This window comes from Amycolatopsis sp. NPDC049253, assembly GCF_040678995.1.
Taxonomy (GTDB): domain Bacteria; phylum Actinomycetota; class Actinomycetes; order Mycobacteriales; family Pseudonocardiaceae; genus Amycolatopsis.
In genome coordinates this window covers 309,775-334,988 of the sequence record NZ_JBFAQX010000001.1, presented here as the reverse complement: position 1 = coordinate 334,988, position 25,214 = coordinate 309,775, and the positions used below count along the sequence as shown (strand labels likewise).

The following is a 25,214-nucleotide window of genomic DNA, read 5'->3' as shown; positions in this document are numbered from 1 at the left end:
CTCAGTCTGCGCCGCCCCGGCCGGGAGCGGAAGCGATCCGCCACTCCCGGGGTGAAACCCCGTAGGCCGCCTTGAACGAACGGCTGAAGTGCGCCGCGTCCGAGAAGCCCCAGCGGTGGGCGATCGCGGCGACCGTCGCGCTGGTGCGGCCCAGGTCGCGGCGCGATTCGGCCAGCCGTTGCTGCTGGATCCAGCGCACGACGGACACGCCGTCGGCCGAGAAGAGCTTGTGCAGGTAGCGCACGGAAATCCGGTGCGCGGCCGCGATCGTCGCCGGCGACAGGTCGGGCTCGCCGAGGTGGTCGGCGATGAAGGTGCGGATCCGCAGCAGGAGCGTCGGCTCGGGCGTCTCGGCGCCGTCGAGGACCAACGATTCGAGCAGGTTCAACGCCGACGCGGCCAGCCGTTCGCCCGCGGGCCCTTCGGCCACGGTCAGGCGCGCCAGGAACGGCGAAGCGAGCGCGGGCACGCCGGCGTCGGGACGCAGCGTGGTGGCCGTGACGCGGTGCAGGTCCGCGTCGGCGACGCCGAGGAACCGGCGCGGCACCATGAAGACCTTCATCTCGAACTCGCCGGGGAACCACAGCTCATAGGGGCGCGCGGCGTCGTAGAACACCAGGTCACCGGGGCGGATCACGGCGCGGCGGCCGTCCTGCGTGACCACGCCGGGGCCGAGCGTCTGCAAACCGAGGAGCACGAACTCGTCACCCGCCTCCGCCACGAGCCGCGGAGTCCGGCGGACGCGCTGCGCGGCGGCGTGCACGGTGGAGAGCTGGAGGCGGCCGAGGCGGTCGTTGGCGACGGAGCCGGAGAACGCTTCGGCATCGGGAGTGGCGACGTTCAGCGGCACGAACGAACGGCACACGACCTCGTGCCAGAAGGCCACGCGTTCGGCCTCCGGCTGCGTGTCGGTTGTCAGCACCATGCTCATCGCACCACCACCTGAGCAGCAAGTATGCGCTGATCCGGGCGCGACACACCAGCCGTGCGCTCTGCGTCAACCCCCGGTGCACTGTGAGGCAAGCCACGGGGTTCGGGTGCTCCTACCTTCGGCCGGACAGGCAGGCGAAAGGGAAGGACAGCGCGTGATCACCTACTCGGGCTCTTTCAAGGCAGCGGCCGTGCAGGCGGAGCCGGTGTGGCTGGACGCCGACGCGACCATCGACAAGTCGATCGCACTCATGGCCGAGGCCTCGCGCAACGGCGCCGGTTTGATCACCTTCCCGGAGACGTTCGTCCCGGGGTACCCGTGGTGGCTGTGGCTCGACTCGCCCGCGTGGGGCATGCAGTTCGTGGGCCGCTACCACGAGAACTCGATCAGCCTCGACAGCCCGCGCTTCCAGCGCCTGCTCGATGGCGCGAAGCAGCACGGCATCAACGTGGTGATGGGCTTTTCCGAGCAGTCGGGCGGCAGCCTGTACATGGCGCAGGCGACGATCTCCGCCGACGGCGAGCTGGTCGGCGCCCGCCGCAAGCTGAAGCCGACGTTCGTGGAGCGCACGGTGTACGGCGAGGGCGACGGCTCCGACCTGGTGGTGCACGACGTCGCCGGCATCGGCCGGGTCGGCGCGCTGTGCTGCTGGGAGCACCTGCAGCCGCTGACGAAGTACGCGATGTACGGCATGGACGAGCAGGTGCACGTGGCTTCGTGGCCGAGCTTCTCCGTCTACAAGGGAGCGGCGTACGCGCTCGGGGCGGAGGTGAACACGTCGGCTTCGCGCATGTACGCGGTGGAGGGGCAGTGTTTCGTGATCGCTCCGTGCGCGCTCGTGGGCGACGCCGGGATGGAGCTGTTCTGCGACACCCCGATGAAGGAGCAGCTGCTGCAGCGGGGCGGCGGGTTCGCACGCATCTTCGGCCCGGACGGCAGCCCGCTCGCCGAGCCGCTGGCGGAGGACGAGGAAGGAATTCTGTACGCCGACATCGATCTTTCGGCGATCCCGCTCGCGAAGGCGGCGGCGGACCCGGTCGGGCACTACTCGCGGCCCGACGTGACGCGGCTGCTGCTGAACCGCACCCCGCGTCGTCCGGTGGAGGAGGCGCGGCCGGCGCCTGAGCAGATCGAGGAGATCCCCGCCGAGCCGGCGGCTGTCTGACCGGTTCGTCCCCCGGCGGTGGCCGTTCATCCCCTGTCGCCGCTGGGCCCCCAAGGTTGTCCACAGCCGTTCGCGTGTTGTGGACAACCTTGGTCCATTTCGGCTTCGTGTCCGGTTGCTGTCGGCTGGCGGCGGTAGCTTCTGCAGGCATGACCTCGTTCGAGCTCCAGCCCATCGCCCACGTCGAAACTTCGTTGACGGACCTCGACGGGGCGCCGAAACAACCTGATGAAGGCGCGCCTTCGGCGTGGCTGGTGTTTTCGCCGTCGTTCGCCGAAGGCCTGCGTGATCTGCGAGCCGGACAGCAGGTGCTCGTGTTCACCTGGCTGCACCTGGCCGACCGCTCGGTGCTGTCCGTGCGCCCCCGTAGCGATCCGACGCGCGCGATGGCCGGGGTGTTCAGCACGCGCTCGCCCGCGCGGCCGAATCCGATCGGGCTGCATCGCGTCGAGATCGTCGAGGTCGACGGGTTGCGCGTGCTCGTCTCGCACCTCGAAGCGGTCGACGGCACCCCCGTGGTGGACCTCAAGCCGGTGCGTTCTCCGGACGACGGGTAGAAATCTTCGCGATCGGTGAACCGCCCCCTGGTCGGCGTCCGTTTTCAGAGCATCGGACGAGAGGGTGGTGACGGATGACCGGGATGCGAGCCCGCCGGCAGGTGGCCGACGAGGCACTCGTGCGGACGTTGTTCGCCGAACACGGCAAGGCGATGCTCGCCTACGCCACGCGGCTGCTCGGCGACCGCGCGGCGGCGGAGGACGTGGTGCAGGAGGCGCTGGTCCGCGCGTGGCGCAACCCGGACAGCCTGGTCAACGGCAAGGGTTCCGTGCGGGCGTGGCTGCTCACGGTGGTGCGCAACCTCGTCGTCGACAAGGTCCGGGCGCGCGCCGCCCGGCCCACGGAGGTCGCCGAGTCGCCGACGACGGTGCCGATCGCGCGTGACCACTCATCGGCGGTGGTCGCCTCGATCGTGGTGCGCGAGGCGCTCGACGGCCTGTCGCCCGAACACCGCGAGGTGCTGGAGCAGGTGTACCTGCGCGGTCACACGGTGCCGGAAGCGGCGGCGCACCTGGGCATCCCGGCGGGCACGGTGAAGTCCCGCTCCCACCGCGCCCTGCGCCTGCTGCGCGAATCGTTCGGCGGCCCGCAGCCGGTGGGTGCCGCGTGAACCACGACCCCCTCGACCCCACCCATGCGCTGACCTGCGAGCACTGCCGGAAGGAGGTGGAATCAGTGCGCGAGCTGCAGGAGTTCCTCGAGGCGATCCCGCCCGAACTGCTCCTCGACGGCCCGCCCGACGACGCGGACCTGCTGCTGCAACGCACGCTCCGGCAGGTGCGCTCCGAAGCGTCGGGCGCGCGCCGGCGCGGCAGAACGCTGGCCGCCACGGCCGCCGTGGCCGTGGCGGCCGCCGCGCTCGGCCTCGGCGCGCTGCTCGGCCACACCGCCACCGCGCCGCCCCTGCTCCCGGCCGCGGCCCCCGACCCGGACCTGGCCGTCGCGCCCAGGGCCGACCCCGTGCTGCTCACCGGCTCCGCCGGCCCCACCCATCTCTCCGCCGCCGTCACCCCGGCCCGCGGCTGGGTCCGCGTGGAAGCCCACGTCCGCGGCCTCCCGGACGGCACCCAGTGCCGCCTGGTCGTCCTCGGCAAGGACGGCACCCGCCAACTCACCGGCGGCTGGCAGTTCTCGGCCTCGGCCACCGACGAGGAGGCCGACCTGTACGGCTCCGCGAGCATGCCCGCGTCGGAGATCGCCGCGGTGACCCTGGAGGACATGTCGGGCCACGAGTTCGTCAGGACGGGGGTCTGACCGGCATTCTCATGCGACACAAGCAACTCCGGCACTCGGCCGCGCCGTCCCGAGTGCCGGCGGGCCGCGCGCTGCCGCGGCACGCCGGGCGGCAGACCTGCCACAACCGGCGCCGCCACGGCCCCGCCCGCGCTACTGGCCCCGAACCACCCCGCTCGTGCGGCCCAGTCGGAGCCAGTCAATCAACATAGCTAAACCCAGTTATCTTCTTTCCATCTGTCGCCCAGTTATCTACATCACTCAACTACAACAACCGGCTGCCCTCGTCGCATACTGTCATCAGACAGAGGTTAACAACCTATGACTATGTCGAAAGGGCAAGCCCATGACCACCCTGTCCTACGACGTCCTGGTCACCGCCGGCGCGAGACGCGAACGCGGCCAGACGCTCCCGACGGGCGAGCCGATCATCTCCTCGCCGGTGTCCACCACGCTCATCACCGGCGACGACGACGCCGTGCTCGTGGATCCGCCCTTCCTCGACTTCCAGATCCGTGAGGTCGCCGACTGGGTCGCGGCCAGCGGCAAGCGCCTGCGCCACGTCTTCGCCACCCACGGCCACGGCGACCACTGGTTCGGCACCGCCGAGCTGCTCAAGCAGTTTCCCGGCGCCGAAGTCTGGGCGACTCCCGGCACGATCGGCGTGATGCACCAGCAGGCCACCGAAGGCCGCGCGCAGATGTGGGACCTGGACTTCCCCGGCCGCATCCCGCCGTCCCCCGTGCTGGCACAGCCGATCCCCGACGACGGTTTCCTGCTGGAAGGCCACGTCCTGCGGGCGGTGGACGTCGGCCACACCGACACCGACGCCACCTCAGTGCTGCACGTGCCGGACCTCGGCCTCGTCGTCGCCGGCGACACCGTCTACAACGGAATCCACCAGTACATCCTCGAAGGCGGTTCAGGCGGCCTGCAGGAATGGCTGCGGGCGCTCGATCGGATCGCCGCGTTGCGGCCGCGCGCCGTCGTCGCCGGCCACAAGAACAAGGCCCTGTCCGACGACCCGATCACCATCGACCGGACGCGCGACTACCTGCTCGACGTGATCCGCCTGCTGGACGGCAAACCGACCGCCCGTGAGTTCTACGACGAAATCCTGCGCCTCAACCCGGACCGGCTCAACCCGGGCCCCGTCTGGTACGGCGCCGTTGCACTGTTGGGGACATGAATGAACATCGAATCCGCCGGCCTGGACGCGAAGTCCGCGTACAAGCTGCTCATCGGCAGCGTCATCCCGCGCCCCATCGCGTGGATCAGCACGGAGTCGACGTCCGGCGTCGGCAACCTCGCACCCGTGTCGTTCTTCACCTGCGTCGGCCGCAAACCGCCGAAGGTTTCCCTGACCATGCAGCCGAAATCCGACGGCGTCACCCTCAAGGACAGCTTCGTCAACATCCGCGACACCGGTGAGTTCGTCACCAACATGGCCACGCTGCCCCAGGCCTTCGCCCTGCACCGCACCGCCTTCGAGTTCGAGCCCGACGTCGACGAGTTCGACGCGGTAGGCGTCGAAAAGGTCGCCTCGGCCCTCGTGAAACCGCCACGCATCAAGGACGCGCCCGTCGCACTGGAGTGCAAAGTGGACCGAATCCTCTCCGCCCCCGACGGCCTCCACCACATCGTCTGGGGCGAAGTCGTCAACTTCTACGTCCGCGACGACGTGTACGTGAACGGGCGCATCGACTTCGGCGGCCTCGCCCCGATCGGCCGTCTCGCCGCCGAATACACCGTGGTGGACAACACCTTCGTACCCCCGCTGGACCCCACCGTCCTCACCGAACGCGCCTCCGGCCGCATGCGCCGCCTCGACGGCCAGGGCGAGGAATACTCCGCGGTGGACTCCCCCACGTGGTCGGCTTCCGGGTCCGTGCAGGACTGACGTTTCAGCGGCGGCAGGGAGCGGTCGAGGTGTCACTGCGGTCCACCCCGAAGTGTCAGCAGAACCCCGACCGCACCCGGCCCCGGTCCGGTGCCGGGCCGAACTCGGCCGGTTGGCACGTGGTTTCGAGGACCGACATCCACAGGTCGCCGTCGGGGTCGACTTGGTTGCGGCGGCTGGTCATCAGGGACAGGGGGACGTGTACGAAGCGGCGCCGCCAGCGGGCGACGGCGGCTTCGGTGTGGCCGGCCATGGCGGCGTGCACCGCGGCGTGGGCCAGTCGCAGGCAGTAGACGGCGTCGTAGGCGTTGGCGGCGATGCTGCGGACCGCGTAGCTCGGGTCGATGTAGCGCATCGTGGGGGGCAGGCCGACGGACAGGAGGTGTGCGGTGATGCGCTCCTTGAGCAGCTCCCCGATGTTGCCGAGCTTGATGTTGCCCGAGGCGTCGGTGCCGCGGCCGTTGAGCTGAGGCAGGCCGTGTTCTTCGAGGAGGTCCTGGCCCGCGCCTTCGGCGAGGACGATCACGACAAAACCCTTGGCTCTCACGCGCTGCTCGACGTGGGCCAGCAGGCCGTCCGCTCCGCCGAGGGCGAAGGGGATCTCGGGGATCAGGACGATGTCCGCGGCGTTGGCGGACAACGCGGCGTAGCTGGCGATAAAACCCGAGTGCCGGCCCATCAGCTTCACGATGCCGACGCCGTTCGGGCTGGCCGCGGCCTCGACGGACACCGCGGAGATGAAGTCGGTGGCCCGCGCGAACGCGCTCTGGAACCCGAAGGACTGGTCGGTGAAGGGCAGGTCGTTGTCGATGGTCTTCGGCACCCCGATGACCGCGATGTCCAGGCCACGCGCCCGGATCGCCTTGCTGAGGAACGTCGCCGCGCGCATCCCGCCGTCGCCGCCGATGACGAACATGATGTCGACTCCGCGCAGGACGAGGCTGTCGACCATTTCGTCGGCGTCCTGGCCGCCGCGCGAGCTGCCCAGGATGGTGCCGCCGGCGTTGTGGATGTCGCGAACACGGTCAGGCGTCAGCTCGACGGTGTCGTAGCGGTGCTGTTCCGTCAGGCCCTGCAGACCGTTGCGGAAACCCAGGATGCGCTTGACCTTGTAGTGCACCGCGAGTTCTTGCACGAGACCGCGGATGACGTTGTTGAGCCCGGGGCACAACCCCCCGCAGGTGACGATGCCGGCCGTCACGCGCCCGGGGTCGAAATAGATCTTCCGCCGAGGACCGGCGGCTTCGAAGCTCGGCACCTCGCCGGGCGGGAGGCTGTGCTCGGCGAGCATGGAAACGGTGTCTTCGAGCAGGACCCGGTCGCCTTCCGCGACGTAGTGCGGAGAGGTCTGCTTGGTGGAGAGCATCTCGGAGAACGGCGAGTCGTAACGGCACTCGCCGAGGCGGCGAACGCTGAGGTCGTCCAGATGCAACGTCACCGTGTCTCCTTGATCTTGACGGTCGACGGGAGGTCAGTCGAAGTTGGTGTGTGTCACGTGGCGAACCTGGCCCCGGGAAATGAGGAGCGATTCGGTGATGGTCGTCCCGTCACCCTTCCGCGGGCGCCCGACCAGCGGCCCGCCATTCACGCCAGTGGCGACGAAAAACGCGTCGCCGGTGACGAGCTCGGCACACTCGTAAACGCGGTCGAGCGACATGCCGGCGGCGCGGACGGCGTCCGCTTCCTCGGCGCGCTGGGGAGCCAGCCGGCCCAGCATCCCGCCGCCCAGCGCCCGCACCGCCGCGGCGGTCAGCACGCCCTCGGGTGTGCCGCCGACGCCGATGAGCAGGTCGACATCGAGCGTCGGCAGGAGCACCGCGAGGCTTCCCCCGACGTCGCCGCCCGCCGGCGTCTGCACGGCCGCCCCGGCCCGCACCACCCGCGCGATCAGGTCTTTGTGCCGCGGCTTGTCCATGATGACCACGCGCAGCTCGCCGACCTGCTTGCCGAGTGCCTTGGCGACGTTGGCCAAGGTCACCTCGGCGGGATCGTCGAGATCGATGACGTCCTTCGCCGCGGCGGGCACCACGATCTTGTCCATGTAGAACCCGGGCCCGGGTGACCACAGCGTGCCCGGTTCGCCGAACGCGATCGTGGCCAGCGCGCCGGGCAGGTCCTTCGCGCAGAACGACGTTCCCTCAAGGGGATCGACGGCGATGTCGAAGTCCGGGCCGTGGCCGTTGCCCACGACCTCACCGTTGAACAGCATGGGGGCGTCGTCCTTTTCGCCCTCCCCGATGACCACGGTCCCGCGCCCGGGCGCGTCGGCCAGAGCCGCACGCATGGCCGCGGTCGCGGCCGCGTCGGCGGCTTTCTGGTCGTGCCGGCCCACCCAGGCGTAGCTGGCCACCGCGGCACGGGAGGTGGCGGCCAGCGCCGCCGCCTCCAAAGTGTGGATATCAACGCAGGTCCGCGCTTCGACCTCACTCTGACACTGCATCTGGAACTCCTCTTCTCGTCTGTAGCATCAGGACAGTGAGATCGCGGCACCTGCGTTGCGGTCACTCGAGATTCGCGTGCAGCCGCCACAGTTCGCGGGCCTGGCTCCCGCTGGTCTTCCACAGCGTGTGGAACAACGCGTCGGTGGTGAGCAGCACGGACTGTTCGAACAGGCTGCCGGCGTACTGCACCGAGGCGCCCCCGTCGAAGTCCTGCTTGTCCGCGGCCGGGATGATGAGCACTTCGGTCGCGGTCTTGGCCAGCGGCGACTCCGCCGCCGTGGTCAGCGCGATCACGTCCGCGCCCTGGTCACGGGCGGTCTGGGCGGCCCGCACCACGCGCGCCGTCGTCCCCGAGCCCGACGCCGCCACGAGGACGTCGCGCGCCCCGATCGCCGGCGCGGTCACCTCGCCGACGACGTGGGTGGGGAGTCCGAGGTGCATGAACCGCATCGCGGCCATCTGCAGGGCGAGCCCGCTGCGCCCGGTGCCGATCGTGAACACGGCCGGAGCCTTGAGCAACAACGCGCCGGCCCGGATCCAGGACGGGGATTGCACCGCCCCGCTCACCCGGTCGACTTCGCCGATGACAGCACGCGTTGCGTCCTCGAACAGGCCGGCGTCGAGCTTCTTCGAAATCGAGTGCGTCACCGAGATCTTCCTCCACAACTCAAGTAGGACAACGAATTCACGGCCGCGCGGCTCGCACGCTCCGCCGGGCCGCTTCGACCACGGCCTCGGTGGTGATGCCGAACTGGCTGAACAGGGTCTTGAAGTCGGCCGAAGCGCCGAAATGCTCCAGCGAGACGATTTCTCCCGCGTCGCCGGCGAACCGGTGCCACGGTTGCGCCGTACCCGCTTCGACGACCACTCGCGCACGCACCGACGGGGGCAGCACCTTGTCCCGGTACGACCGGTCCTGCCGGTCGAACCACTCCACGCACGGCATCGACACGACCCGGGTGGGCACTCCGTCGGCCTCCAGCACCTCCCTGGCCGCCACGGCCAGCTGGACCTCGGACCCAGTGCCGACGAGCAGCACCTCCGGCCGGCCCGAAGACGCCTCGGCCAGGACGTAACCGCCGCGGGCCACCCCCTGGGCGGACGTGCCCTCCAGCGTCGGCAGGTCCTGGCGGCTGAGCGCCAGCCCGGCCGGACCGGAGGTGTCCTCCAGCACGGCCTTCCAGGCGTACGCGGTCTCGTTCGCGTCGGCCGGGCGGACCACCGCCATCCCGGGGATGGCGCGCAGGGACGCCAGCTGCTCGACCGGCTGGTGCGTCGGACCGTCCTCACCCAGACCGATCGAGTCGTGCGTCCACACGTAGATGACCGGCAGCCGCATCAGCGCGGCCAGGCGCACCGCCGGGCGCATGTAGTCGCTGAAGATGAGGAACGTGCCACCGTACGGGCGGGTTCCGCCGTGCAGCGCGATGCCGTTGAGGATGGAACCCATCGCGTGCTCGCGGATGCCGAAGTGCAGCGTGCGGCCGTAGGGATTGGCCTGCCAGGCGTTGGTGGAGATCTCGACCGGGCCGAAGGAGTCCGCGCCCTTGATCGTGGTGTTGTTGCTTTCGGCCAGATCCGCCGACCCGCCCCAGAGCTCCGGCAGCACCGCGCCGAGCTTGGCCAGCACCGCGGCCGACGCCTTGCGCGTGGCGACGCCCTTGGCGTCGGGCTGCCAGGTGGGCAGGTCGTCGGCCCAGCCGGCCGGCAGCGCGCGCCTGCTGATGCGGTCGAGCAGCGCCTTGCGCTCCGGGTTGCCCTTCGCCCAGGCGTCGAACTCGAGCTGCCACTTCTCGTGGTCGGCCCGGCCGCGCTCGGCCACCTCGCGGGTGTGGCGCAACACGTCGTCGTCGACCTGGAAACTCTGCTTCGGGTCCAGGCCCACGGCGCGCTTGACCGCGGCGAGCTCGTCCGCGCCGAGCGCGGCACCGTGCGCCTTGCCGGTGTTCATCTTGGTCGGGGCCGGGTACCCGATCACGGTGCGCAGCACGATCAAGGTGGGGCGGGTGGTCTCGGCCTTCGCCTGCTCGATCGCGGCCAGGAACCCCGCCACGTCCTCCCCGCCGTGGACCGTGAGTACGTGCCAGCCGTAGGACTCGTAACGCTTGGCGGTGTCCTCGGACAACGCGATGCGGGTGTCGTCCTCGATGGAGATCTCGTTGCTGTCGTAGATCACCGTGAGGTTGCCGAGCTGCTGCGTTCCGGCCAGCGACGAAGCCTCCGAGGTGACCCCCTCCTCGATGTCACCGTCCGAGGCGATCACGTAGACCTGGTGGTCGAACGGGCTCTTGCCCGGCTCGGCGTCCGCGTCGAACAGGCCCCGCTCTCGCCGGGCGGCCATGGCCATCCCGACCGCGTTGGCCAGGCCCTGGCCCAGCGGGCCGGTGGTGGTCTCCACGCCCTTGGTGTGCCCGTACTCGGGGTGGCCCGGGGTCAGCGAACCCCACTTGCGCAGGGCCTTCAGGTCGTCGAGCTCCAGGCCGTAGCCGGAGAGGAACAGCTGGATGTACAGAGTGAGGCTCGAGTGCCCGGCCGACAGCACGAACCGGTCCCGGCCGAGCCACCGCGCGTCGGCGGGGTCGTGCCGCATGACCCGCTGGAACAGCGCATAGGCGACGGGCGCGAGACTCATGGCCGTGCCGGGGTGCCCGCTCCCGCAGTGCTCGACCGCGTCCGCCGCCAGCACGCGGGCGGTGTCCACCGCGCGCCGGTCCAGCTCGGACCAGTCTTCGGGGAGTCGTTTGGTGGTCAAGCGAACAAGCTCTTCGGCTGATTCGATCGCACGGGAACGGGAGATCGATCCGTTTGCTGCCATGGACGCGCACTCCTGATAATTCTCACTCGGCACATTCAGGCCAAATTCGAAAAGGTGATGTCGGGGCTATTTTTCGCTGTGTGCCGAGCCGATGCCCGGCACACAGCGAGTGAGTTCGGTCAGGCGGTGGCGCGCTTTTTGAGTTCCTTCGCGGCGGCGCCGGGGTCGGCGGCGTTGTAGATCGCACCCCCCGCGACGGCGACGGTCGCGCCGGCGTCCCGCACCGCGCCGATGGTCTCGATCTTGATCCCGCCCGCGATGGAGAACGGCACCCCGGCCTCGCGGCCGTCTTCGAGCAGCGTGTCGATGCTGTAGCCGGGCCGGGCCTGCTCGTCCAGACCGGCGTGGATCTCCACAAAGGACACGCCCAGCTTCGAGACCTCCCGGATCCGCGCGACCCGGCCCTCGACCACGGTGATCATGTCCGCGACGACCTGCTTGCCGTACTTGCGCCCGGCCGCGACCGCACCGCGGACGGTGTCGTCATCGGCCGCACCCATCACCGTCACCAGGTCCGCGCCGGCCTCGAACGCGAGCGCCGCCTCCAGCTCACCCGCGTCCGCGGTCTTCAAGTCCACGAACACCAGCTTGTCCGGATGAGCCGCCTTGATCGCGCTCACCGCGCCGATCCCCGCCGCCTTCACCAACGGCGTCCCCAACTCCAGAATATTCACGTGCTCAGCCACCTGATTCGCCAACGTCAACGCCGCCGGCAGATCCAACACATCCAACGCCACCTGCAACCGCACAACAGACTCCTCATCACCCACGACGGAACAACCCGCCGACCGACGGACCGGTAAACAACTCCCACAACAGTTGCCCACCCACCCGAAAACCGGCAACACCCCACGACATGCAAAAACACAATCCCCCATGCGCACAACAAATACCCACTCACCATCCCCTGCGGCTTTACGCTTGGCGACGTGTCGAACCAGCCCTTGATCGCACCGTCCATCCTGTCCGCCGACTTCGCCCGGCTCGCCGACGAAGTGGCTGCCGTGCAAGGAAAACCCGGGCGCGGAGCAGATTGGCTGCACGTGGACGTGATGGACGCGCACTTCGTGCCGAACCTGACCCTGGGCCTGCCGGTCGTGCAGTCGCTGCTGGCCACCACGGACCTACCCTTGGACTGCCACCTGATGATCGAGAACCCGGATCACTGGGCCATCGGTTACGCGGAAGCGGGTTCCTACAACGTGACCGTGCACGTCGAGGCCGCGGACGACCCGGTCAAGCTCGCGAAGGACCTGCGCGCAGCGGGATCGAAGGCGGGGTTGGCGATCAAGCCGAACACACCCCTGGAGCCCTACGTCGACGTGCTCAAGCACTACGACACCCTGCTGGTCATGTCCGTGGAACCCGGGTTCGGCGGGCAGAAGTTCATCGCCGACGTGCTCGACAAGGTGCGCAAGGCGCGCAGGATGGTCGACACCGGCCACCTGAACCTCGTCGTGGAGATCGACGGCGGCATCAACGCCGACACGATCGAGCAGGCGGCCGAGGCCGGAGTCGACTGCTTCGTGGCCGGCTCGGCCGTCTACGCCGCCGACGATCCGGCACACGCCGTGGCGGGGTTGCGCGCGCGGGCGGAGGCCGTTTCGGCCCGCGCGCGACCGTGATTCTCCTCGAGCGGCCCGGTTTCGCTCAGACGCCGAGCAGGCGCCGGAGCTCCGGCGCGTGGCGCCGCGAAACGGGCACGAACTCGTGGGAGCGGGAATCCATGATCAGGAAGAGCTCACCCTTGATGCCCCGCTCCAGTTCCGCCACCCGGCGAAGGTTGACCAGAAAACGCCGGTGCACCCGGCTGAACCCGTAGGGCGTCAGCAACCGCTCGACGTTTTCCAGGCCACGGGTCGCCGCCTGGATCCTTCCCCGTTCCGTGACCAGCCAGACGATGTTGCGGTCGGCCTCGGCGTAACGGATCTCCGACGGGGCGAGCAGGACCAGCCGATCGTTGCGCATCCCGATCACGCGCCGAGGCAGCGGGCCGACATCCGATTCCGCAGTGCTCTCATACGGCTCGCCTTCTTGCACCCCGAACACGCACAGCATGCCCACCACGTGGTTCGAGTCGACCACGGGCCGCATGGTCAACGGAGTCGCGTCCTCGCCCGGGCTCACCGGCAGGTACGCGTAACCGCTCCATTGTGTACTGCCCTGTGCCCGCTCCTTGGCCCACCGAACCACCTCAGGAAGTCCTGAGATATCCGGCATCCACCGTTCCGCCGGCTCGATCGCCCCTGAGACGATGGGGGTTTCGCCGGCCAGCCCGAGCAACGCGACGGCCGCCGCGTTGGCGGTGATCACGTTTCCGCCCCGGTCCATCGCCATGAAGGGACCGCTGGCCTGCGCGCACTTCTTGTTGAACTCCGCGATCACCTTGTCCGCCTCGTAGACGGCGCGCCGGTAGATCTCCTGCTCGACGCACGTGACGGCTTTCGTCAGCCACGACGGCACGAGCTTGGACAACGAGGCGTTCCACCGCGAGATGTTGATCGACGCGACCGGCACCCCGGTCACCACGTCGCGGATCGAAATGCCCGCGCAGGCCCATTGATGGAACGCTTCGCACCAATGCTCCGGCCCGGTCACCGTGACCGGGCCAGACACCTCGAACGAGGTTCCCATCCCGTTCGTGCCGGTGCACTCCTCCGACCACGACGACCACGGAGCGAGGTTGTGCAACTCGGCCCGCCGCAGTGCGGAGGGGTCGCCCCAGGCCCCCAGGACACGCCCGTCCCCGTCCGTGACGGTGACGACGGCGCCATCCTGTTCCACTTCCTGGCCGGCCAGCGCACCGAGACCGCCGAGCGCCGTGAAGATCACGCCGTTGTCGATTCGCGGAGAGTCGTCACCCAGCGCTCCCGGAGCGACGTCCAACCTCCGGTCCACCTCGTACCGATCACGGCACCGGTACCACGAAGCGAGGATCTCGGGTCGGACCCCTGTTTCGATGTCCTCGCCCGCGGCAAAGCTTTCCCACGCGCGAGCGACTTCTCGCGCTGACGATGTGGTCACCAAGGCGCCATCCGCCACGGCGGCACGACCGCTCGGCCTGCTCGGCGCGATCGTCAGCGGCGGCACTCTCCCGGTCATCGCGACCTCCTTGTCGCCAGGCACGCCGGGACCCCTCCCAGGGGACCACCGGGCAGTGACGGAGGTTACAAACTAACTCGGTGTCGCAAGCATTTCAAGACAGGTTCACGTCGTTCAGCCACATAGCTGTAGACATAACACTCCCTACTCGACACCGCCGGTTCAACGATAGATTCGACCGAACACCCGCCAAAACGGGCAGCTTCCACGACGGCCAAAACACCTTGCGGTACAACATCAATAGGCCGATACGGCCGGGCGGGACACCCAGGTTTTCCCTGGTCAACGGGGAAAAGCCGCTCGCCGTCCTGGTCACCGAGGGAGACTGGGGAAAGCCCCAACGCAAAACACCGTCAACCAAGCGGCGGTGGACCGCAAACGATCTTGTCCCGCTCGTGAATCACGATCATCGGAGCCCGAACACCGCGACCGTTGATGGGCGGATGGTTACCGGTAATCCCCGCCGGGCGACCGTTCGTACGGCATCCGTCCACCGTCAGCACACTCTGCTTGCCCTCGAATCGGGGAAGAGTTTAGCGTGCGTCGGCGGCGAAGCGACGCGGTGCGACCCGATCCGTCGGGTGGCACCCGCGCGGTCATCGGCACCCCAGCGCTGGGGTGCCGTCCGGGGCGGCACCAGACCAAAGGCGGTCTCAGATGACACACGTACGCCGACTCGACCAGACCTCGCGCAGCTGCGGCGACGCCACGGTACACGGGGCGTGGGAGCGGTTCGTGCGAGGCGAGGACGACCTGCGTGGTGTGCGGCCAGAGATAGCGATTTCCTGGCAGCGCTGCCGCGACCAGTACCGGGTCGACCCGTACCTCACCGAAGCCCCCGTGGCCGTCGCCGAGGTCGACCACGCGCTGGAGCACGACGTCGTGATCGCCGAGCTCGGCTTTCGCGCCGCCTCGCTCGCCCGCGAGGTCAGCAGCGGCGGCGGCATCGTGACCATCACCGACGCCTCCGGCCGGGTCTTGGCCCAATGGGGTGACCAGGCGACACGCAGCGTGGCCGCCGACGCCAACCTGGCGCCGTGGTTCTGCTGGGCCGAGGGTGCCACCGGCACGAACGGCATGGGTACCGCGCTGATGTCCTACACCCCCGTGCTGATCCGCGGCGCGGAGCACTGGTGCCAGGCCTTCCACGACTGGACCTGCGCGGGCGTGGCGGTCCGCGACGTCGTGACCAGGGAACCCGTCGCGGTTCTCAACATCTCGTGCTGGCGCGGTGAGCCTCCCGCGGGGACGGGTACCTGGCTCGGCAATGCCGCCACGATGACGCAGCGCATCCTGCGCAAGCGCGCCCAGGACGACGGGGCCGAACTGATGGCCGCCTTCAACCACGCCCGGTCACGCCCGGTCGCGGCACTGGCGGCCGTGGACCCCGCGGGCCGGGTGGTGCTCGCCGACGACACGGCGGGCGTGCTCCTCGGCATCCCGGGCTCCACGCCGGCGCCCGATCCCGCGGTGCGGTGGAAGCCGGAGCTGCCGGAGTTCATCCAGGCCACCAAGTACGCCGCCAAGCAGGCCGCCCGCAACCGGGACTGGGTCGGCTCGACGCAGATCTTCACCCGGCTCTCCAGCGAACCGACCCCGATCAGCATCCGGCCGGTGTTCCTGTCCGGGCACCTGGTCGGCACCCTGGTCTCGTTCGGGGTGTCCGAAGGCGATCCGTTGCCCCGGGCCGGCGGCGACAACCCGCTTCGCGCGCAACCGCACCGAATGATCGCGACTCGCGAGAACCGCATGGTCCTGCTGCGGCTCCCCGAGGTCTCGTTCGCACAATCGGACGGCAGTGACGTGTGGCTGTCCACCGACCAGGGGCGGTTGCGTTCCGCCTCGCCGGGCCTCGACAAGCTCGAGACCGAGCTCGGCGATTCCGGTTTCCTGCGCGTACACCGCCAGTACGTGGTGAACCTCAGCCGCATCAGGGAAGTCGAGCGCCGGTACAAGGGCGAGTTGTTCCTCGTCATGGACGACCAGGCGAAAACGATGGTGCCGGTTTCCCGGCGGAACACCCCCGCGGTGCGCCGGGCGCTGGAGATCTGATGGCCCCGGTCGTGGTCTGACGGGTTTTCCCTTGCCGCAGAAGACCGTTGGCGCAGTGCACGAACGGTACCTCTCGTCAGGAGAACGGCGGAGTCTGGCCGATCTGTGGCAACGCATATCGGAACCTCTTGCGCGGCGGTAGAGTTCAATCTCGTTACAGGGTAGGAAATCAGCTCTCGGGCCGAAGCGGAATTCAAGCCCGGCCAACGTCTGTGACCGCCGCGCCGAGCAGCAGTTGTGGTGCGGCACTCGAGAAAGTACGCGAATTCGCGCAAGTGATGTGTTCCGCGAAATCTGTCAGAAGTTTCATTTTTGCTGACGAGGAGGTGACGTCCGATGACGGCTACTCAGGATCGTGAAGATCTCCTGGCCGAGCTCAGCGGACAGAACAAGGCGACCATCGGTGCCGTGCTCGGGACCGGTTCGATCGCCAAGGCGACCGAGCGTCCCGACGGGACGATGGAGGGGACCATCCGGATCCCGGAGGACGCGATGGCGTGGGAGCCGGGGGTCCTGATCATGCCGCACGGCGGCATCCTCGAGCTGACCATCATCAACGACGACAAGAACACCCACGCCTGCCTGCTGCCCAGCAACGGCGACAGGCAGTTCATCGGCCTGCTGAACCACTCGAAGGGCACCGCGACCCTCGAGCTGGACGGTCCCGGCTGCTACTGGTACGGCTCGCCGGCCGGCAACGACGAGGGCCGGGGTCTGCAGGGCGCCATCGTCGTGTCCGGTGAGGTGCCCCCGGAAGCCAAGCTCGACCGACCCGCCCAGCCGCGGCCGTAGAAGGGCAGGACTCACCATGACCCTCGAATACATCGACGCCGGCAAGGCGTTCAACCACAACAAGCTCTCCAACCTGCCGCACAGCGCGCCCGACGTGACCCGCGGCGTCAACTACGAGCGCATCCTCGACGCGCGCAACGAATCCCAGAACTGGCTCACGTACTACGGCGCCTACGACGGCCAACGGCACAGCCTGCTCGACCAGATCAACGTCGACAACGTCAAGAACCTCAAGGTCGCCTGGATCCACCAGGCGAGTGCGACGGGCATGATCGCCTCCACGTCGACCTACGCCTTCGAGGCCAGCCCGCTGATGATCGACGGCGTCATGTTCGTCACCGGCTGGGACGGCTGGCTGTGGGCGCTCGACGCCAGGACCGGCGAGCAGCTGTGGCGCTACAAGCACGCGATTCCGATCGACGTGACCCTGTGCTGCGCCAACGTCAACCGCGGCTGCGCGGTGGCCAACGGCAAGGTCTACATGGTGACCCAGAACGCCCAGCTGGTGGCGCTCGACGCCACCACCGGTCAGAAGGTCTGGCAGAAGACCATCGGCGACGTGCGCGCGGGAGAGAGCGCTTCCATCGCTCCGCTGGTCATCAAGGACACGCTCATCACGGGTTCCGCCGGTGGCGAGTACGGCGTCCGCGGGCACATCGACTGCTGGGACCTGGAGACCGGCGAGCGGCGCTGGCGCACCTACACCGTGCCGAAGCCGGGTGAGCCTGGCTCGGAGACCTGGCCCGCCGACGGCGAGGCCTGGCAGCGCGGCGGTGCGAACCACTGGGTCACCGGAACGTTCGACCCCGACCTGAACCTGTACTACGCGGGCACCGGCAACCCGGCTCCCGACTTCGACGGCGAGGTCCGTGAAGGGGACAACCTCTACACCGACAGCGTGGTCGCGCTGGACGTCGACACAGGCGAGATCAAGTGGCACTACCAGTTCACGCCGCACGACCTGTGGGACTACGACTCCACGATGGAGATGACCCTGTTCGAGCGGGACGGCAAGAAGCTGCTGGCCCACTTCGACAAGAACGGGTACATGTTCGTCCTGGACCGCACCAACGGCGAGCTGCAGCACGTGACGCCGTTCGTCGACCGGATCGACTGGGGCGTCATCACCCGCGACGGCAAGGTGACCCCGCGCAAGTACCCGGACAAGGAAGGCGAGCCCTGCCACTTCTACCCCGGCCCCGCCGGCGCCAAGGAGTGGACGCACGCCTCGTACAACCCGAACCACGACCTGTTCTACGTTCCGGTCGCCGACGTGGGTGCCACGGCCACCCGCCGTCGCCGTGAGTTCAAGGAAGGCATGCCCTACTGGGGTGCCGCCGTCGAGGTCGACGTCGACAACATGGCCGGGTCGGTCAGCGCGTTCGACTCCCACGGTGAAGAGAAGTGGCGCTACCGGCTCCCCTTCCCGATGGCCGCCTCGACCCTGAGCACCGAGGGCAACCTGGTGTTCGCCGGCACGCCGGCGGGCGAGTTCATGGCGCTGCACGCCGAGACCGGCGAGAAGCTCTGGAGCTTCCAGTGCGGCAGCGGGCACCACAGCAGCCCGTCGACCTGGTCCCTCGACGGCAAGCAGTACATCTCGGTGCCGGTCGGCTGGGGTGGCTGGCTCGAAGGCATCGTCCCCGGCATGTCCGGCCAGGGTCACGGTGCCGCGCTGATCACGTTCTCCCTGTGACCGGAAAGCGCCGCTGATGCGAGACCCGGGGTGACTTCCCGACGGTCCCCCGTCCACCCGTCCGGTGATCGAGGCTCCTCGATCACCGGACGGGTTCCTTTGCGTTGCCGGGAAAACGCCTCGGTGATGGGCACACAACGAAAGGCGATCCGATGAGCCAGTCGTCGTCAACCAGGCAGGACGAGGAGATCGAGCGTCTGCCGTGCTTCAACTGCGGGGATTCCTACGAGTCGGGCGATCTCGCGCGGCACACCGAGCCGGTGCACTGCGGGCCGTGCATCGCGTGCGTCGACAGGCCGGCGTGCTTCACCTGCCGGCTCATGTACTGCGTTTGCGACGTGCACAAGTACCGCGGCTGAGCAAGCAGGTCAGCGCAGGTCGAACCGGTCGAGCTCCATGACCTTCGCCCACGCGGACACGAAGTCCCGCACGAACTTGGCGCCGGCGTCCTCGCTCGCGTAGACCTCCGAGAGCGCCCTCAGTTCGGAATTCGACCCGAAGATGAGGTCGACCCGGCTTGCGATCCACTTCAGCTCGCCGGTGTCCCGGTCGCGACCCTCGTAGACCACCGTCCAGACGTCCGCGTTCCGCCTCGGCGCCCACCGCGTCCCCAGGTCCAGCAGGTTGACGAAGAAGTCGTTGGTCAACGCCCCGGGCGCCGAGGTGAACGCACCCAGCGGCGAATGCCGGTGGTTGGCTCCGAGCACCCGCAACCCGCCGACCAGCACGGTCATCTCGGGCGCGGTCAAGGTCAGCAGGTTCGCCCGGTCCACCAGCAGGTGCTCAGGCGACATCCGGAAGCCGTCGCCGAGGTAGTTGCGGAAGCCGTCCGCCTGGGGTGCCAGCGCGTCGAACCACTCGACGTCGGTCCAGTCCTGGGTCGCGTCGGTGCGTCCGGGGCGGAACGGGACGTCGACGACGTGGCCACCGGCCGCGGCGGCCTGTTCGACCGCGGCGCACCCACCGAGCACGATCAAGTCGGCGAGCGAGATTCGCTTGCCCGACGGCTGCGAAGCGTTGAACCGCTCCTGGATCGCCTCCAGCACGGGCAGGACGACACCGAGCTGCTCGGGCTCGTTGACCGCCCAGCCGCACTGCGGTTCGAGCCGCAGCCGCGCCCCGTTCGCGCCACCGCGTTTGTCGCTGTCGCGGTACGTCGACGCCGAGGCCCACGCCGTGGAGACGAGCTGCGCCACCGTCAGGCCGGATTCGAGGAGCTCGCGTTTGAGTGCGGCGACGTCGCCGGCGTCCACGAGCTCGTGGTCCGGCTCCGGCACCGGGTCCTGCCAGATCAGCCGTTCGGCCGGGACGAGCGGCCCGAGGTAACGCTGGATCGGGCCCATGTCGAGGTGCGTCAGCTTGAACCAGGCCCGCGCGAACGCGTCCTCGAACTCGTCCGGGTGCGCCAGGAACCGCTGGGAGATCTGCTCGTAGACCGGGTCCTCCTGCAAGGACAGGTCCGTGGTGAGCATGACCGGGTGGTGCTTCTCGTCCGGGTCGTACGGATCCGGCACGGTGCCCTCACCCTGGCCGTCGGCCGGGATCCACTGCCACAGCCCGGCCGGGCTGAGCTCGACTTCCCACTTGTACTCGAACAGCGTCTCGAAGAAGGTGTGGTCCCACGCCACGGGCGTGCGCGTCCACATCCCCTCCAGCCCGCTGCTCGTGGTGTCCGGGCCCTTGCCGGTGCCGTGTTCGTTGGCCCAGCCCAGCCCCAACGCGGTGAGCGGCGCGGCTTCGGGGTCGGGGCCGAGGTGCACGGCCGGGTCCAGCAGCCCGTGGGTCTTGCCGAAGGTGTGGCCGCCGGCGATCAGCGCGACCGTCTCCTCGTCGTTCAGGCCCATCCGCCGGAAGGTCTGGCGGATGTCGCGGGCCGCGAGCACCGGATCGGGGTTGGTCGCGGGGCCCTGCGGGTCAACGTAGATCAGTCCCATGTCGCTGGCCGCCAGCGGCTCGTCGAGGTCACGGCGGCCGCTGTGCCGGTCGTCCGCCAGCCACTTGCGTTCCGGCCCCCAGTACGTCTCGTCGGGCTCCCACACCTCGGTCCGGCCACCGCCGAACCCGAAGGTCTTGAAGCCCATCGACTCCAGAGCCCGGTTGCCGGCGAAGACCATCAGGTCCGCCCAGGAGATCCTGCGCCCGTACTTCTTCTTCACCGGCCACAACAGCCGGCGCGCCTTGTCCAGGTTTCGGTTGTCCGGCCAGCTGTTCAAGGGGGCGAAGCGTTGCATCCCGGCGCTCGCACCGCCTCGGCCGTCGCTGACCCGGTAGGTACCCGCGGCGTGCCAGGCCATGCGCAGCACGAGGGGGCCGTAGTGCCCGAAGTCGGCGGGCCACCAGTCCTGAGAGGTCGTCAGCACCTCGTCGACGTCACGCGCCAGCTCGTCGAGGTCCACCGTCGCGAACTGTGCGGCGTAGTCGAAATCCGCGTCCAGCGGGTTGTCGGCGGGCTGGTTGCGGTGCAAGGTCTTCAAGTCGAGCCGGTGCGGCCACCAGTCGTTGGGGTTGCCGCTCGCCGTGGGGTGGTTGCGCCGCCGAGCCGGCTGTGACTCGCTCAGGACCCTGTCGTAGGTGCGGTAGACGTGGGTATCGGGATTCTCGGGCATGGATGTCCTCCCCGGCCACGCCGATCAGTCGAAGACCAGCGGCAGCAGGATCGCCGCGCCGAGCAGCGAGATGCCGCAGAGCAGGTCGGCGCGCACGCGGATGACCTTGGCCGCCATCTTCCCGACGAGGAGCCCGGCGAACGACATGACCACCGTCATGGCGCCGAAGGCCACCATGGGGACGATGAGCGAGAACCCCGCGATCCCCAGACCGGCGCCGGCGACGAAGTTGTCGATGCTCAGCGAAAGCGGCATGCCGAAGAGCGTCACCCACGGGTGGTCCAGGTCTTCCTCCGCCGGCTCCGGGTGCCGGATCGCTCCGACGATGAAGTACACGCCGTACAACCCGAGCGCGGCCGCCCCGACGTAGTCCGCCCAGTCCCCGAGGAAGTCACCCAGGAAGTGCCCGATCAACCCGCCCAGCAGCGGACTCACGGCGTCCCACACTCCGAAGACGACGGCGACCTGCACCGCGCGACGCCAGCCGAAGGGAATGGTTCCGATGGCGATCGACGAGCGGAAATTGTCGAGACTGAGGCCGAAGGCCAGCGCTATCAGCGGAAGAAATTCAAGAGACACCTGAACCACCTCAACAGATCAACCAGGGTTCACCGGGGAGGGAGACTGCGCAAAAGAGTCGATTCTCGGCAGGCACGGTTTCAGCGTGCGACACAAGGCCCCGGTGCGAACGTCTCACTCGCTCCGGGGCCTTGCGGCAACGCAGACGTAGCCCGGCCGCGGATTTCGGCCATCTGCCGCGGCTACGAGAAATCAAGCGACACGGGCCGTGGAGCCCGGCTGTCAGCCCCGGTAGAAGTAGCCGGTGGCCTCAGCGCACACCTCGACGACCGTGTACTCCGGAGTTTCCCACTGCATGTTTTCCTCCTCAGCTGTTGGCTGCGCCCGGCGACTGAGCCAAAACCGGACATTCGTGATCCGCGCAATTTCGCGGACAACGTCACGAAATTTCGCGGTCATGAAAGAGCATCTTCGATTTAACAGAGTTGTCGCAACCGACCTTCAACCAGTGGTCGGGAACCGGTGTCGAACGGCGCCCTGAGGCCGACGAGTGGAGGAGCCACGCTCACCGGCGGCACGCGGCACGGCGGCCACCTGGTCGGACGCACCCGTCGCCCACCTGCGGAAACGCTACCACCTGGCCTCGGTGACGAGCTGCGCGCACCCGCACCGGGCAGCACTCGCTCCCCTCGACCGGGAGAGTGCGAGCCGGCGGGTGCCGATCGACCTATCAAACATTCAAATGCCCAGCCGGCGAATAACGAAGCACCGATTAGCTAATTCGGAATTAGACTGCTCCCGTGCGAATCTACCTTGGCTCCGATCACGCCGGACTCGACCTCAAGAACCACTTCGTGGAAAGGCTCACCGAGCTCGGCCACGAGGTGATCGACGTCGGCCCCTCGCGCTATGACGCGACCGACGACTACCCACCGTTCTGCATCGAGGCGGCCCGGCGCGTGGTCGCCGACGAAGGCAGCCTCGGTCTCGTGATCGGCGGTTCCGGAAACGGCGAGCAAATCGCCGCGAACAAGGTGCCCGGCGCCCGCGCCGCACTGACCTGGAACGAGGAGACGGCCAAGCTGGCCCGGCGGCACAACAACGCACAGCTGGCCGGCATCGGCGCCCGCATGCACACCGTCGAGGAGGCCGAGCGCATCGCGGACGCGTTCCTCGCCACCGAGTTCGAGGGCGGCCGCCACCAGCGCCGGATCGACCTGCTGGCCGGCTACGAGCGCACCGGCGAACCGCCCGCGCTGCCGCAGGAGTGACGTGAGGGGCTGCGCCGGGGAGAGCCGGTGCAGCCCCTCACGAACGCTGTCGAAGCAGCCCGGTCACCGCGCCTGATCCAGCCGGAGGATTCCGAGCTGTCGTTCGATCTCGCCCCACCGGCCGTCGTCGTCGGAGACCGCGCGACCGGCGTCGCGAGCGGCCCACGCCGTGGTGACGACCGACCGCAGCGCTGGGCCGGTGCCACCTCCGTTCGGCAGGCGGGGGACGGCGTCCGGCCCGAGGTCGACGCGGTGCTCGGGCGAGCCGGCGGGCAACGGCAGCGCGGGCTCGAGCAGCCCGCCCAGATCCGTGGCGACGTACGTCGGACGCGCGGCTCGCCCGGCGAAGGCCAGGTCCCGCAGCCGGGACGCCCCGCTCAGCACGAAGAGCGAGTCGAGGCCGGCCGAATTGGCGCCCTCGATGTCGGTCTCCAGCCGGTCGCCGCACACCAGGGTGTCCGGCCGAGCGGTCCCGAGCCGGGAGCGGGACAGGTCGAACAGGGCGGCCTGCGGCTTGCCGACGACGTGGGGCGCCGCGTCGACCGCCGTCTGCACCAAGGCGACCAGTGCGCCGTTGCCGGGCGCTTCTCCGTACGGCGTGGGCAGCGTCAGGTCGGCGTTCGTGGCCACCCAGGTGGCTCCGGTGCCGACGAGGTAGCCCACCGCCGCGAGCTCGGTCCAGGTGACGTCGGGACCCAGCCCTTGAACGACGGCCTCGACCGGTTTGCCGCTCAGCTCCGCGACGCGGACCGGCGTCAAGCCGGCTTCGGTGAGTGCCTGGGCGACGCCCGGCCCGCCCACCGCGCACACCCGCGTCCCCGGAGCCAGCCGCTGCGCCAGGTGTGCCGCGGCGGCCTGCGAGCTGTTGACGACCGACCAGCCGCGCGGGGCGATCCCCAGCCCGCGCAGGTGGTTCCCCACGTCTTCGGGAGGGCGCGACGCGTTGTTGGTCGCGAACACGACCGGGACACCGTCCGCCGTCACGCGGTTCAAGGTCTCCACCGCACGGGGCACGGCGTCCGCCCCGCGGTAGACCACGCCGTCGAGATCGCAGATCAGCCCGCGGTAGCGCGTGATGAGGGGCTCGGCCGTCGTGGGGTCCGCGGTCATGCGGATCGGTGTTCGGTCGTGACGATCCGCACCGTGCCCGAGCACAGCACCAGGGACTGGGTCGTGGTCCGGCCGGCGTGCTGCTGCACCCCGCGCAGCACCTCGCTGCCGGTCACCCCGGTGGCGCAGAACAGCACACGCTCGCCGCGGACCAGGTCCTCGGTGTGGAGAACCTCGTGGCGAAGACCGGATTCCGACCGCAGCCGCGCCTGCACCGACCCGCCCAGGCAGGACAGGGCAGCCGCGACGATGACCCCCTCCGCCGCGCCCCCGGTGCCCAGCATGACGTCCACCGGGCTCTCGGGACGAGCGACGGCGATCGCCCCCGCGATCTCACCGCCCTCGATCAAGTGCAGCCGCGCCCCCGCGTCGCGGATTTCGTGCACGAGCTCCCGGTGCCAGGGCCGGTTGAGCACGGCGACGACGACGTCCGACACCCGGCCGCCCTTGGCCGCGGCGACCGCGCGCAGGTTCTCCGCCACGGGGCGGTCGAGCTCGACGGCGCCCGCGCACTCGGGCCCGACGACCAGCTTGTCCATGGCGAGATCCGGCGCCGGGTCGTAAAGCGCCCCACGCTCGGCCACCACGACCGCCGCGAGCGCGTTCGGCACGTCCCTGGCCACGGACAGCGCGCCGTCACCCGCGTTGATCGCGACGTCGCAGACCGGTCCGGCTCCGGAGCCGACCTCTTCACCCTTGACCAGCCGCTTCCCGTCCTCGCCGAGGACCACGACGCCGCGCATCGGCACCGACCCGACCACGTGGTGCATCGCCTCGACCGCGGCGGCTTTGCCGCTGATCTCGTCACCGTGCCCGACCCACCGGCCGGCCGCGATCGCGGCGGCTTCGGTGACCGGCACGAGTTCGAGCGCGAGGGCGTGATCGGATCCGCCGACGCCGGTGGCCCGGTCGTCCGCGCGGGTACCCCATTCCTTGGTTTTCATGAGCCTCAATCCACTCGGACTGGTCGGTGAAGGTGTTCTGTCGTGAACACCGAACCGAGGGCGACCGGATCGGCAGACC

24 protein-coding genes are annotated in these 25,214 nt (G+C 69.2%); 12 read left to right on the top strand and 12 right to left on the bottom strand.

What is annotated here, in order from left to right:
- Position 1 precedes the first annotated feature (1 nt).
- Complete coding sequence (locus AB0K15_RS01705; RefSeq protein WP_364044243.1) at positions 2-931, bottom strand: helix-turn-helix domain-containing protein; 930 nt, start codon at positions 929-931, stop codon at positions 2-4.
- Positions 932-1,085: 154 nt separating this feature from the next.
- On the opposite strand from AB0K15_RS01705, the gene AB0K15_RS01700 reads away from it, so the two are divergent.
- From AB0K15_RS01700 to AB0K15_RS01675, 6 genes are all read left to right on the top strand, one after another.
- Positions 1,086-2,096, top strand: a complete 1,011-nt coding sequence (locus AB0K15_RS01700; RefSeq protein ID WP_364044240.1) for a carbon-nitrogen hydrolase family protein — start codon at positions 1,086-1,088, stop codon at positions 2,094-2,096.
- Positions 2,097-2,245: 149 nt separating this feature from the next.
- Entirely contained in the window at positions 2,246-2,653 is a 408-nt protein-coding gene (gene tsaA / locus AB0K15_RS01695) for a tRNA (N6-threonylcarbamoyladenosine(37)-N6)-methyltransferase TrmO (RefSeq protein ID WP_364044237.1), read from the top strand.
- Between the two features lie 74 nt (positions 2,654-2,727).
- Positions 2,728-3,264, top strand: a complete 537-nt coding sequence (locus AB0K15_RS01690; protein ID WP_364044234.1) for a sigma-70 family RNA polymerase sigma factor — start codon at positions 2,728-2,730, stop codon at positions 3,262-3,264.
- Positions 3,265-3,329: 65 nt separating this feature from the next.
- Positions 3,330-3,908 (top strand): hypothetical protein, encoded by a 579-nt coding sequence (locus AB0K15_RS01685; RefSeq protein WP_364044231.1) that lies wholly within the window; start codon positions 3,330-3,332, stop codon positions 3,906-3,908.
- A gap of 325 nt (positions 3,909-4,233) precedes the next feature.
- Positions 4,234-5,076, top strand: coding sequence for an MBL fold metallo-hydrolase (locus tag AB0K15_RS01680; protein ID WP_364044228.1), 843 nt, complete (start codon positions 4,234-4,236; stop codon positions 5,074-5,076).
- Entirely contained in the window at positions 5,077-5,787 is a 711-nt protein-coding gene (locus AB0K15_RS01675; RefSeq protein ID WP_364044225.1) for a flavin reductase family protein, read from the top strand.
- 55 nt (positions 5,788-5,842) lie between these two features.
- On the opposite strand, the gene AB0K15_RS01670 is transcribed toward AB0K15_RS01675, so the two are convergent.
- The 5 genes from AB0K15_RS01670 to hxlA all read right to left on the bottom strand — a co-directional run bounded on the left by AB0K15_RS01670 (position 5,843) and on the right by hxlA (position 11,792).
- The gene (locus AB0K15_RS01670) at positions 5,843-7,225 is read right to left on the bottom strand and encodes an ATP-dependent 6-phosphofructokinase (protein WP_364044222.1); all 1,383 of its coding nucleotides are present in this window, start codon (positions 7,223-7,225) and stop codon (positions 5,843-5,845) included.
- A gap of 33 nt (positions 7,226-7,258) precedes the next feature.
- Positions 7,259-8,227, bottom strand: coding sequence for a class II fructose-bisphosphatase (gene glpX, locus AB0K15_RS01665; protein WP_364044219.1), 969 nt, complete (start codon positions 8,225-8,227; stop codon positions 7,259-7,261).
- A gap of 61 nt (positions 8,228-8,288) precedes the next feature.
- The gene (hxlB, locus tag AB0K15_RS01660) at positions 8,289-8,876 is read right to left on the bottom strand and encodes a 6-phospho-3-hexuloisomerase (protein ID WP_364044216.1); all 588 of its coding nucleotides are present in this window, start codon (positions 8,874-8,876) and stop codon (positions 8,289-8,291) included.
- Between the two features lie 37 nt (positions 8,877-8,913).
- On the bottom strand, positions 8,914-11,043 hold the full coding sequence (gene tkt / locus AB0K15_RS01655) for a transketolase (RefSeq protein WP_364044213.1): 2,130 nt from the start codon (positions 11,041-11,043) through the stop codon (positions 8,914-8,916).
- Positions 11,044-11,162: 119 nt separating this feature from the next.
- Positions 11,163-11,792 (bottom strand): 3-hexulose-6-phosphate synthase, encoded by a 630-nt coding sequence (gene hxlA / locus AB0K15_RS01650; RefSeq protein ID WP_364044210.1) that lies wholly within the window; start codon positions 11,790-11,792, stop codon positions 11,163-11,165.
- Between the two features lie 180 nt (positions 11,793-11,972).
- Between hxlA and rpe the strand changes: the two genes are divergently transcribed.
- A complete protein-coding gene (gene rpe, locus AB0K15_RS01645) occupies positions 11,973-12,668 on the top strand; it encodes a ribulose-phosphate 3-epimerase (RefSeq protein ID WP_364044207.1) in 696 nt (231 codons plus the stop codon).
- Positions 12,669-12,693: 25 nt separating this feature from the next.
- Here rpe and AB0K15_RS01640 read toward each other — a convergent pair whose 3' ends face one another.
- Positions 12,694-14,133 (bottom strand): LytTR family transcriptional regulator DNA-binding domain-containing protein, encoded by a 1,440-nt coding sequence (locus AB0K15_RS01640; RefSeq protein ID WP_364044204.1) that lies wholly within the window; start codon positions 14,131-14,133, stop codon positions 12,694-12,696.
- A 669-nt stretch (positions 14,134-14,802) separates the two neighbouring features.
- Between AB0K15_RS01640 and AB0K15_RS01635 the strand changes: the two genes are divergently transcribed.
- From AB0K15_RS01635 to AB0K15_RS01620, 4 genes are all read left to right on the top strand, one after another.
- Positions 14,803-16,197 (top strand): LytTR family transcriptional regulator DNA-binding domain-containing protein, encoded by a 1,395-nt coding sequence (locus tag AB0K15_RS01635; RefSeq protein WP_364044201.1) that lies wholly within the window; start codon positions 14,803-14,805, stop codon positions 16,195-16,197.
- A gap of 336 nt (positions 16,198-16,533) precedes the next feature.
- Positions 16,534-16,989 carry an MSMEG_3727 family PQQ-associated protein gene (locus tag AB0K15_RS01630; protein WP_364044198.1) on the top strand — a complete coding sequence of 152 codons (456 nt, stop codon included), beginning with the start codon at positions 16,534-16,536 and terminating at the stop codon, positions 16,987-16,989.
- Between the two features lie 16 nt (positions 16,990-17,005).
- Positions 17,006-18,685 (top strand): PQQ-dependent dehydrogenase, methanol/ethanol family, encoded by a 1,680-nt coding sequence (locus tag AB0K15_RS01625; RefSeq protein WP_364044195.1) that lies wholly within the window; start codon positions 17,006-17,008, stop codon positions 18,683-18,685.
- Positions 18,686-18,837: 152 nt separating this feature from the next.
- The gene (locus AB0K15_RS01620) at positions 18,838-19,044 is read left to right on the top strand and encodes a recombination activating protein 1 (RefSeq protein WP_364044193.1); all 207 of its coding nucleotides are present in this window, start codon (positions 18,838-18,840) and stop codon (positions 19,042-19,044) included.
- Between the two features lie 9 nt (positions 19,045-19,053).
- On the opposite strand, the gene katG is transcribed toward AB0K15_RS01620, so the two are convergent.
- From katG to AB0K15_RS01605, 3 genes are all read right to left on the bottom strand, one after another.
- Positions 19,054-21,291 carry a catalase/peroxidase HPI gene (katG, locus tag AB0K15_RS01615; RefSeq protein WP_364044190.1) on the bottom strand — a complete coding sequence of 746 codons (2,238 nt, stop codon included), beginning with the start codon at positions 21,289-21,291 and terminating at the stop codon, positions 19,054-19,056.
- Between the two features lie 24 nt (positions 21,292-21,315).
- Positions 21,316-21,870 (bottom strand): manganese efflux pump, encoded by a 555-nt coding sequence (locus tag AB0K15_RS01610; RefSeq protein ID WP_364044187.1) that lies wholly within the window; start codon positions 21,868-21,870, stop codon positions 21,316-21,318.
- A gap of 222 nt (positions 21,871-22,092) precedes the next feature.
- A complete protein-coding gene (locus AB0K15_RS01605) occupies positions 22,093-22,269 on the bottom strand; it encodes a hypothetical protein (protein WP_360608428.1) in 177 nt (58 codons plus the stop codon).
- A gap of 341 nt (positions 22,270-22,610) precedes the next feature.
- Between AB0K15_RS01605 and AB0K15_RS01600 the strand changes: the two genes are divergently transcribed.
- Entirely contained in the window at positions 22,611-23,081 is a 471-nt protein-coding gene (locus AB0K15_RS01600) for a ribose-5-phosphate isomerase (RefSeq protein ID WP_364044184.1), read from the top strand.
- Between the two features lie 63 nt (positions 23,082-23,144).
- On the opposite strand, the gene AB0K15_RS01595 is transcribed toward AB0K15_RS01600, so the two are convergent.
- Together AB0K15_RS01595 and AB0K15_RS01590 are read right to left on the bottom strand one after the other, a co-directional pair.
- The gene (locus AB0K15_RS01595) at positions 23,145-24,191 is read right to left on the bottom strand and encodes an HAD-IIA family hydrolase (protein ID WP_364044181.1); all 1,047 of its coding nucleotides are present in this window, start codon (positions 24,189-24,191) and stop codon (positions 23,145-23,147) included.
- Positions 24,188-25,135: a fructose-bisphosphatase class II family protein gene (locus AB0K15_RS01590; protein WP_364044178.1), complete on the bottom strand. Its 948-nt coding sequence runs from the start codon at positions 25,133-25,135 to the stop codon at positions 24,188-24,190. Before AB0K15_RS01590 ends, AB0K15_RS01595 begins: the two co-directional genes overlap by 4 nt.
- Between the last annotated feature and the right edge of the window lie 79 nt (positions 25,136-25,214).

Coding starts and splice junctions, on each gene's coding strand:
- tkt (WP_364044213.1), bottom strand. CDS start 11,043: ATGGCAGCAAACGGATCGATCTCCCGTTCCCGTGCGATCGAATCAGCC.
- AB0K15_RS01635 (WP_364044201.1), top strand. CDS start 14,803: ATGACACACGTACGCCGACTCGACCAGACCTCGCGCAGCTGCGGCGAC.
- AB0K15_RS01680 (WP_364044228.1), top strand. CDS start 4,234: ATGACCACCCTGTCCTACGACGTCCTGGTCACCGCCGGCGCGAGACGC.
- AB0K15_RS01590 (WP_364044178.1), bottom strand. CDS start 25,135: ATGAAAACCAAGGAATGGGGTACCCGCGCGGACGACCGGGCCACCGGC.
- AB0K15_RS01605 (WP_360608428.1), bottom strand. CDS start 22,269: ATGACCGCGAAATTTCGTGACGTTGTCCGCGAAATTGCGCGGATCACG.
- tsaA (WP_364044237.1), top strand. CDS start 2,246: ATGACCTCGTTCGAGCTCCAGCCCATCGCCCACGTCGAAACTTCGTTG.
- katG (WP_364044190.1), bottom strand. CDS start 21,291: ATGCCCGAGAATCCCGATACCCACGTCTACCGCACCTACGACAGGGTC.
- AB0K15_RS01595 (WP_364044181.1), bottom strand. CDS start 24,191: ATGACCGCGGACCCCACGACGGCCGAGCCCCTCATCACGCGCTACCGC.
- AB0K15_RS01690 (WP_364044234.1), top strand. CDS start 2,728: ATGACCGGGATGCGAGCCCGCCGGCAGGTGGCCGACGAGGCACTCGTG.
- AB0K15_RS01705 (WP_364044243.1), bottom strand. CDS start 931: ATGAGCATGGTGCTGACAACCGACACGCAGCCGGAGGCCGAACGCGTG.
- AB0K15_RS01675 (WP_364044225.1), top strand. CDS start 5,077: ATGAACATCGAATCCGCCGGCCTGGACGCGAAGTCCGCGTACAAGCTG.
- AB0K15_RS01630 (WP_364044198.1), top strand. CDS start 16,534: ATGACGGCTACTCAGGATCGTGAAGATCTCCTGGCCGAGCTCAGCGGA.
- AB0K15_RS01620 (WP_364044193.1), top strand. CDS start 18,838: ATGAGCCAGTCGTCGTCAACCAGGCAGGACGAGGAGATCGAGCGTCTG.
- glpX (WP_364044219.1), bottom strand. CDS start 8,227: ATGCAGTGTCAGAGTGAGGTCGAAGCGCGGACCTGCGTTGATATCCAC.
- AB0K15_RS01625 (WP_364044195.1), top strand. CDS start 17,006: ATGACCCTCGAATACATCGACGCCGGCAAGGCGTTCAACCACAACAAG.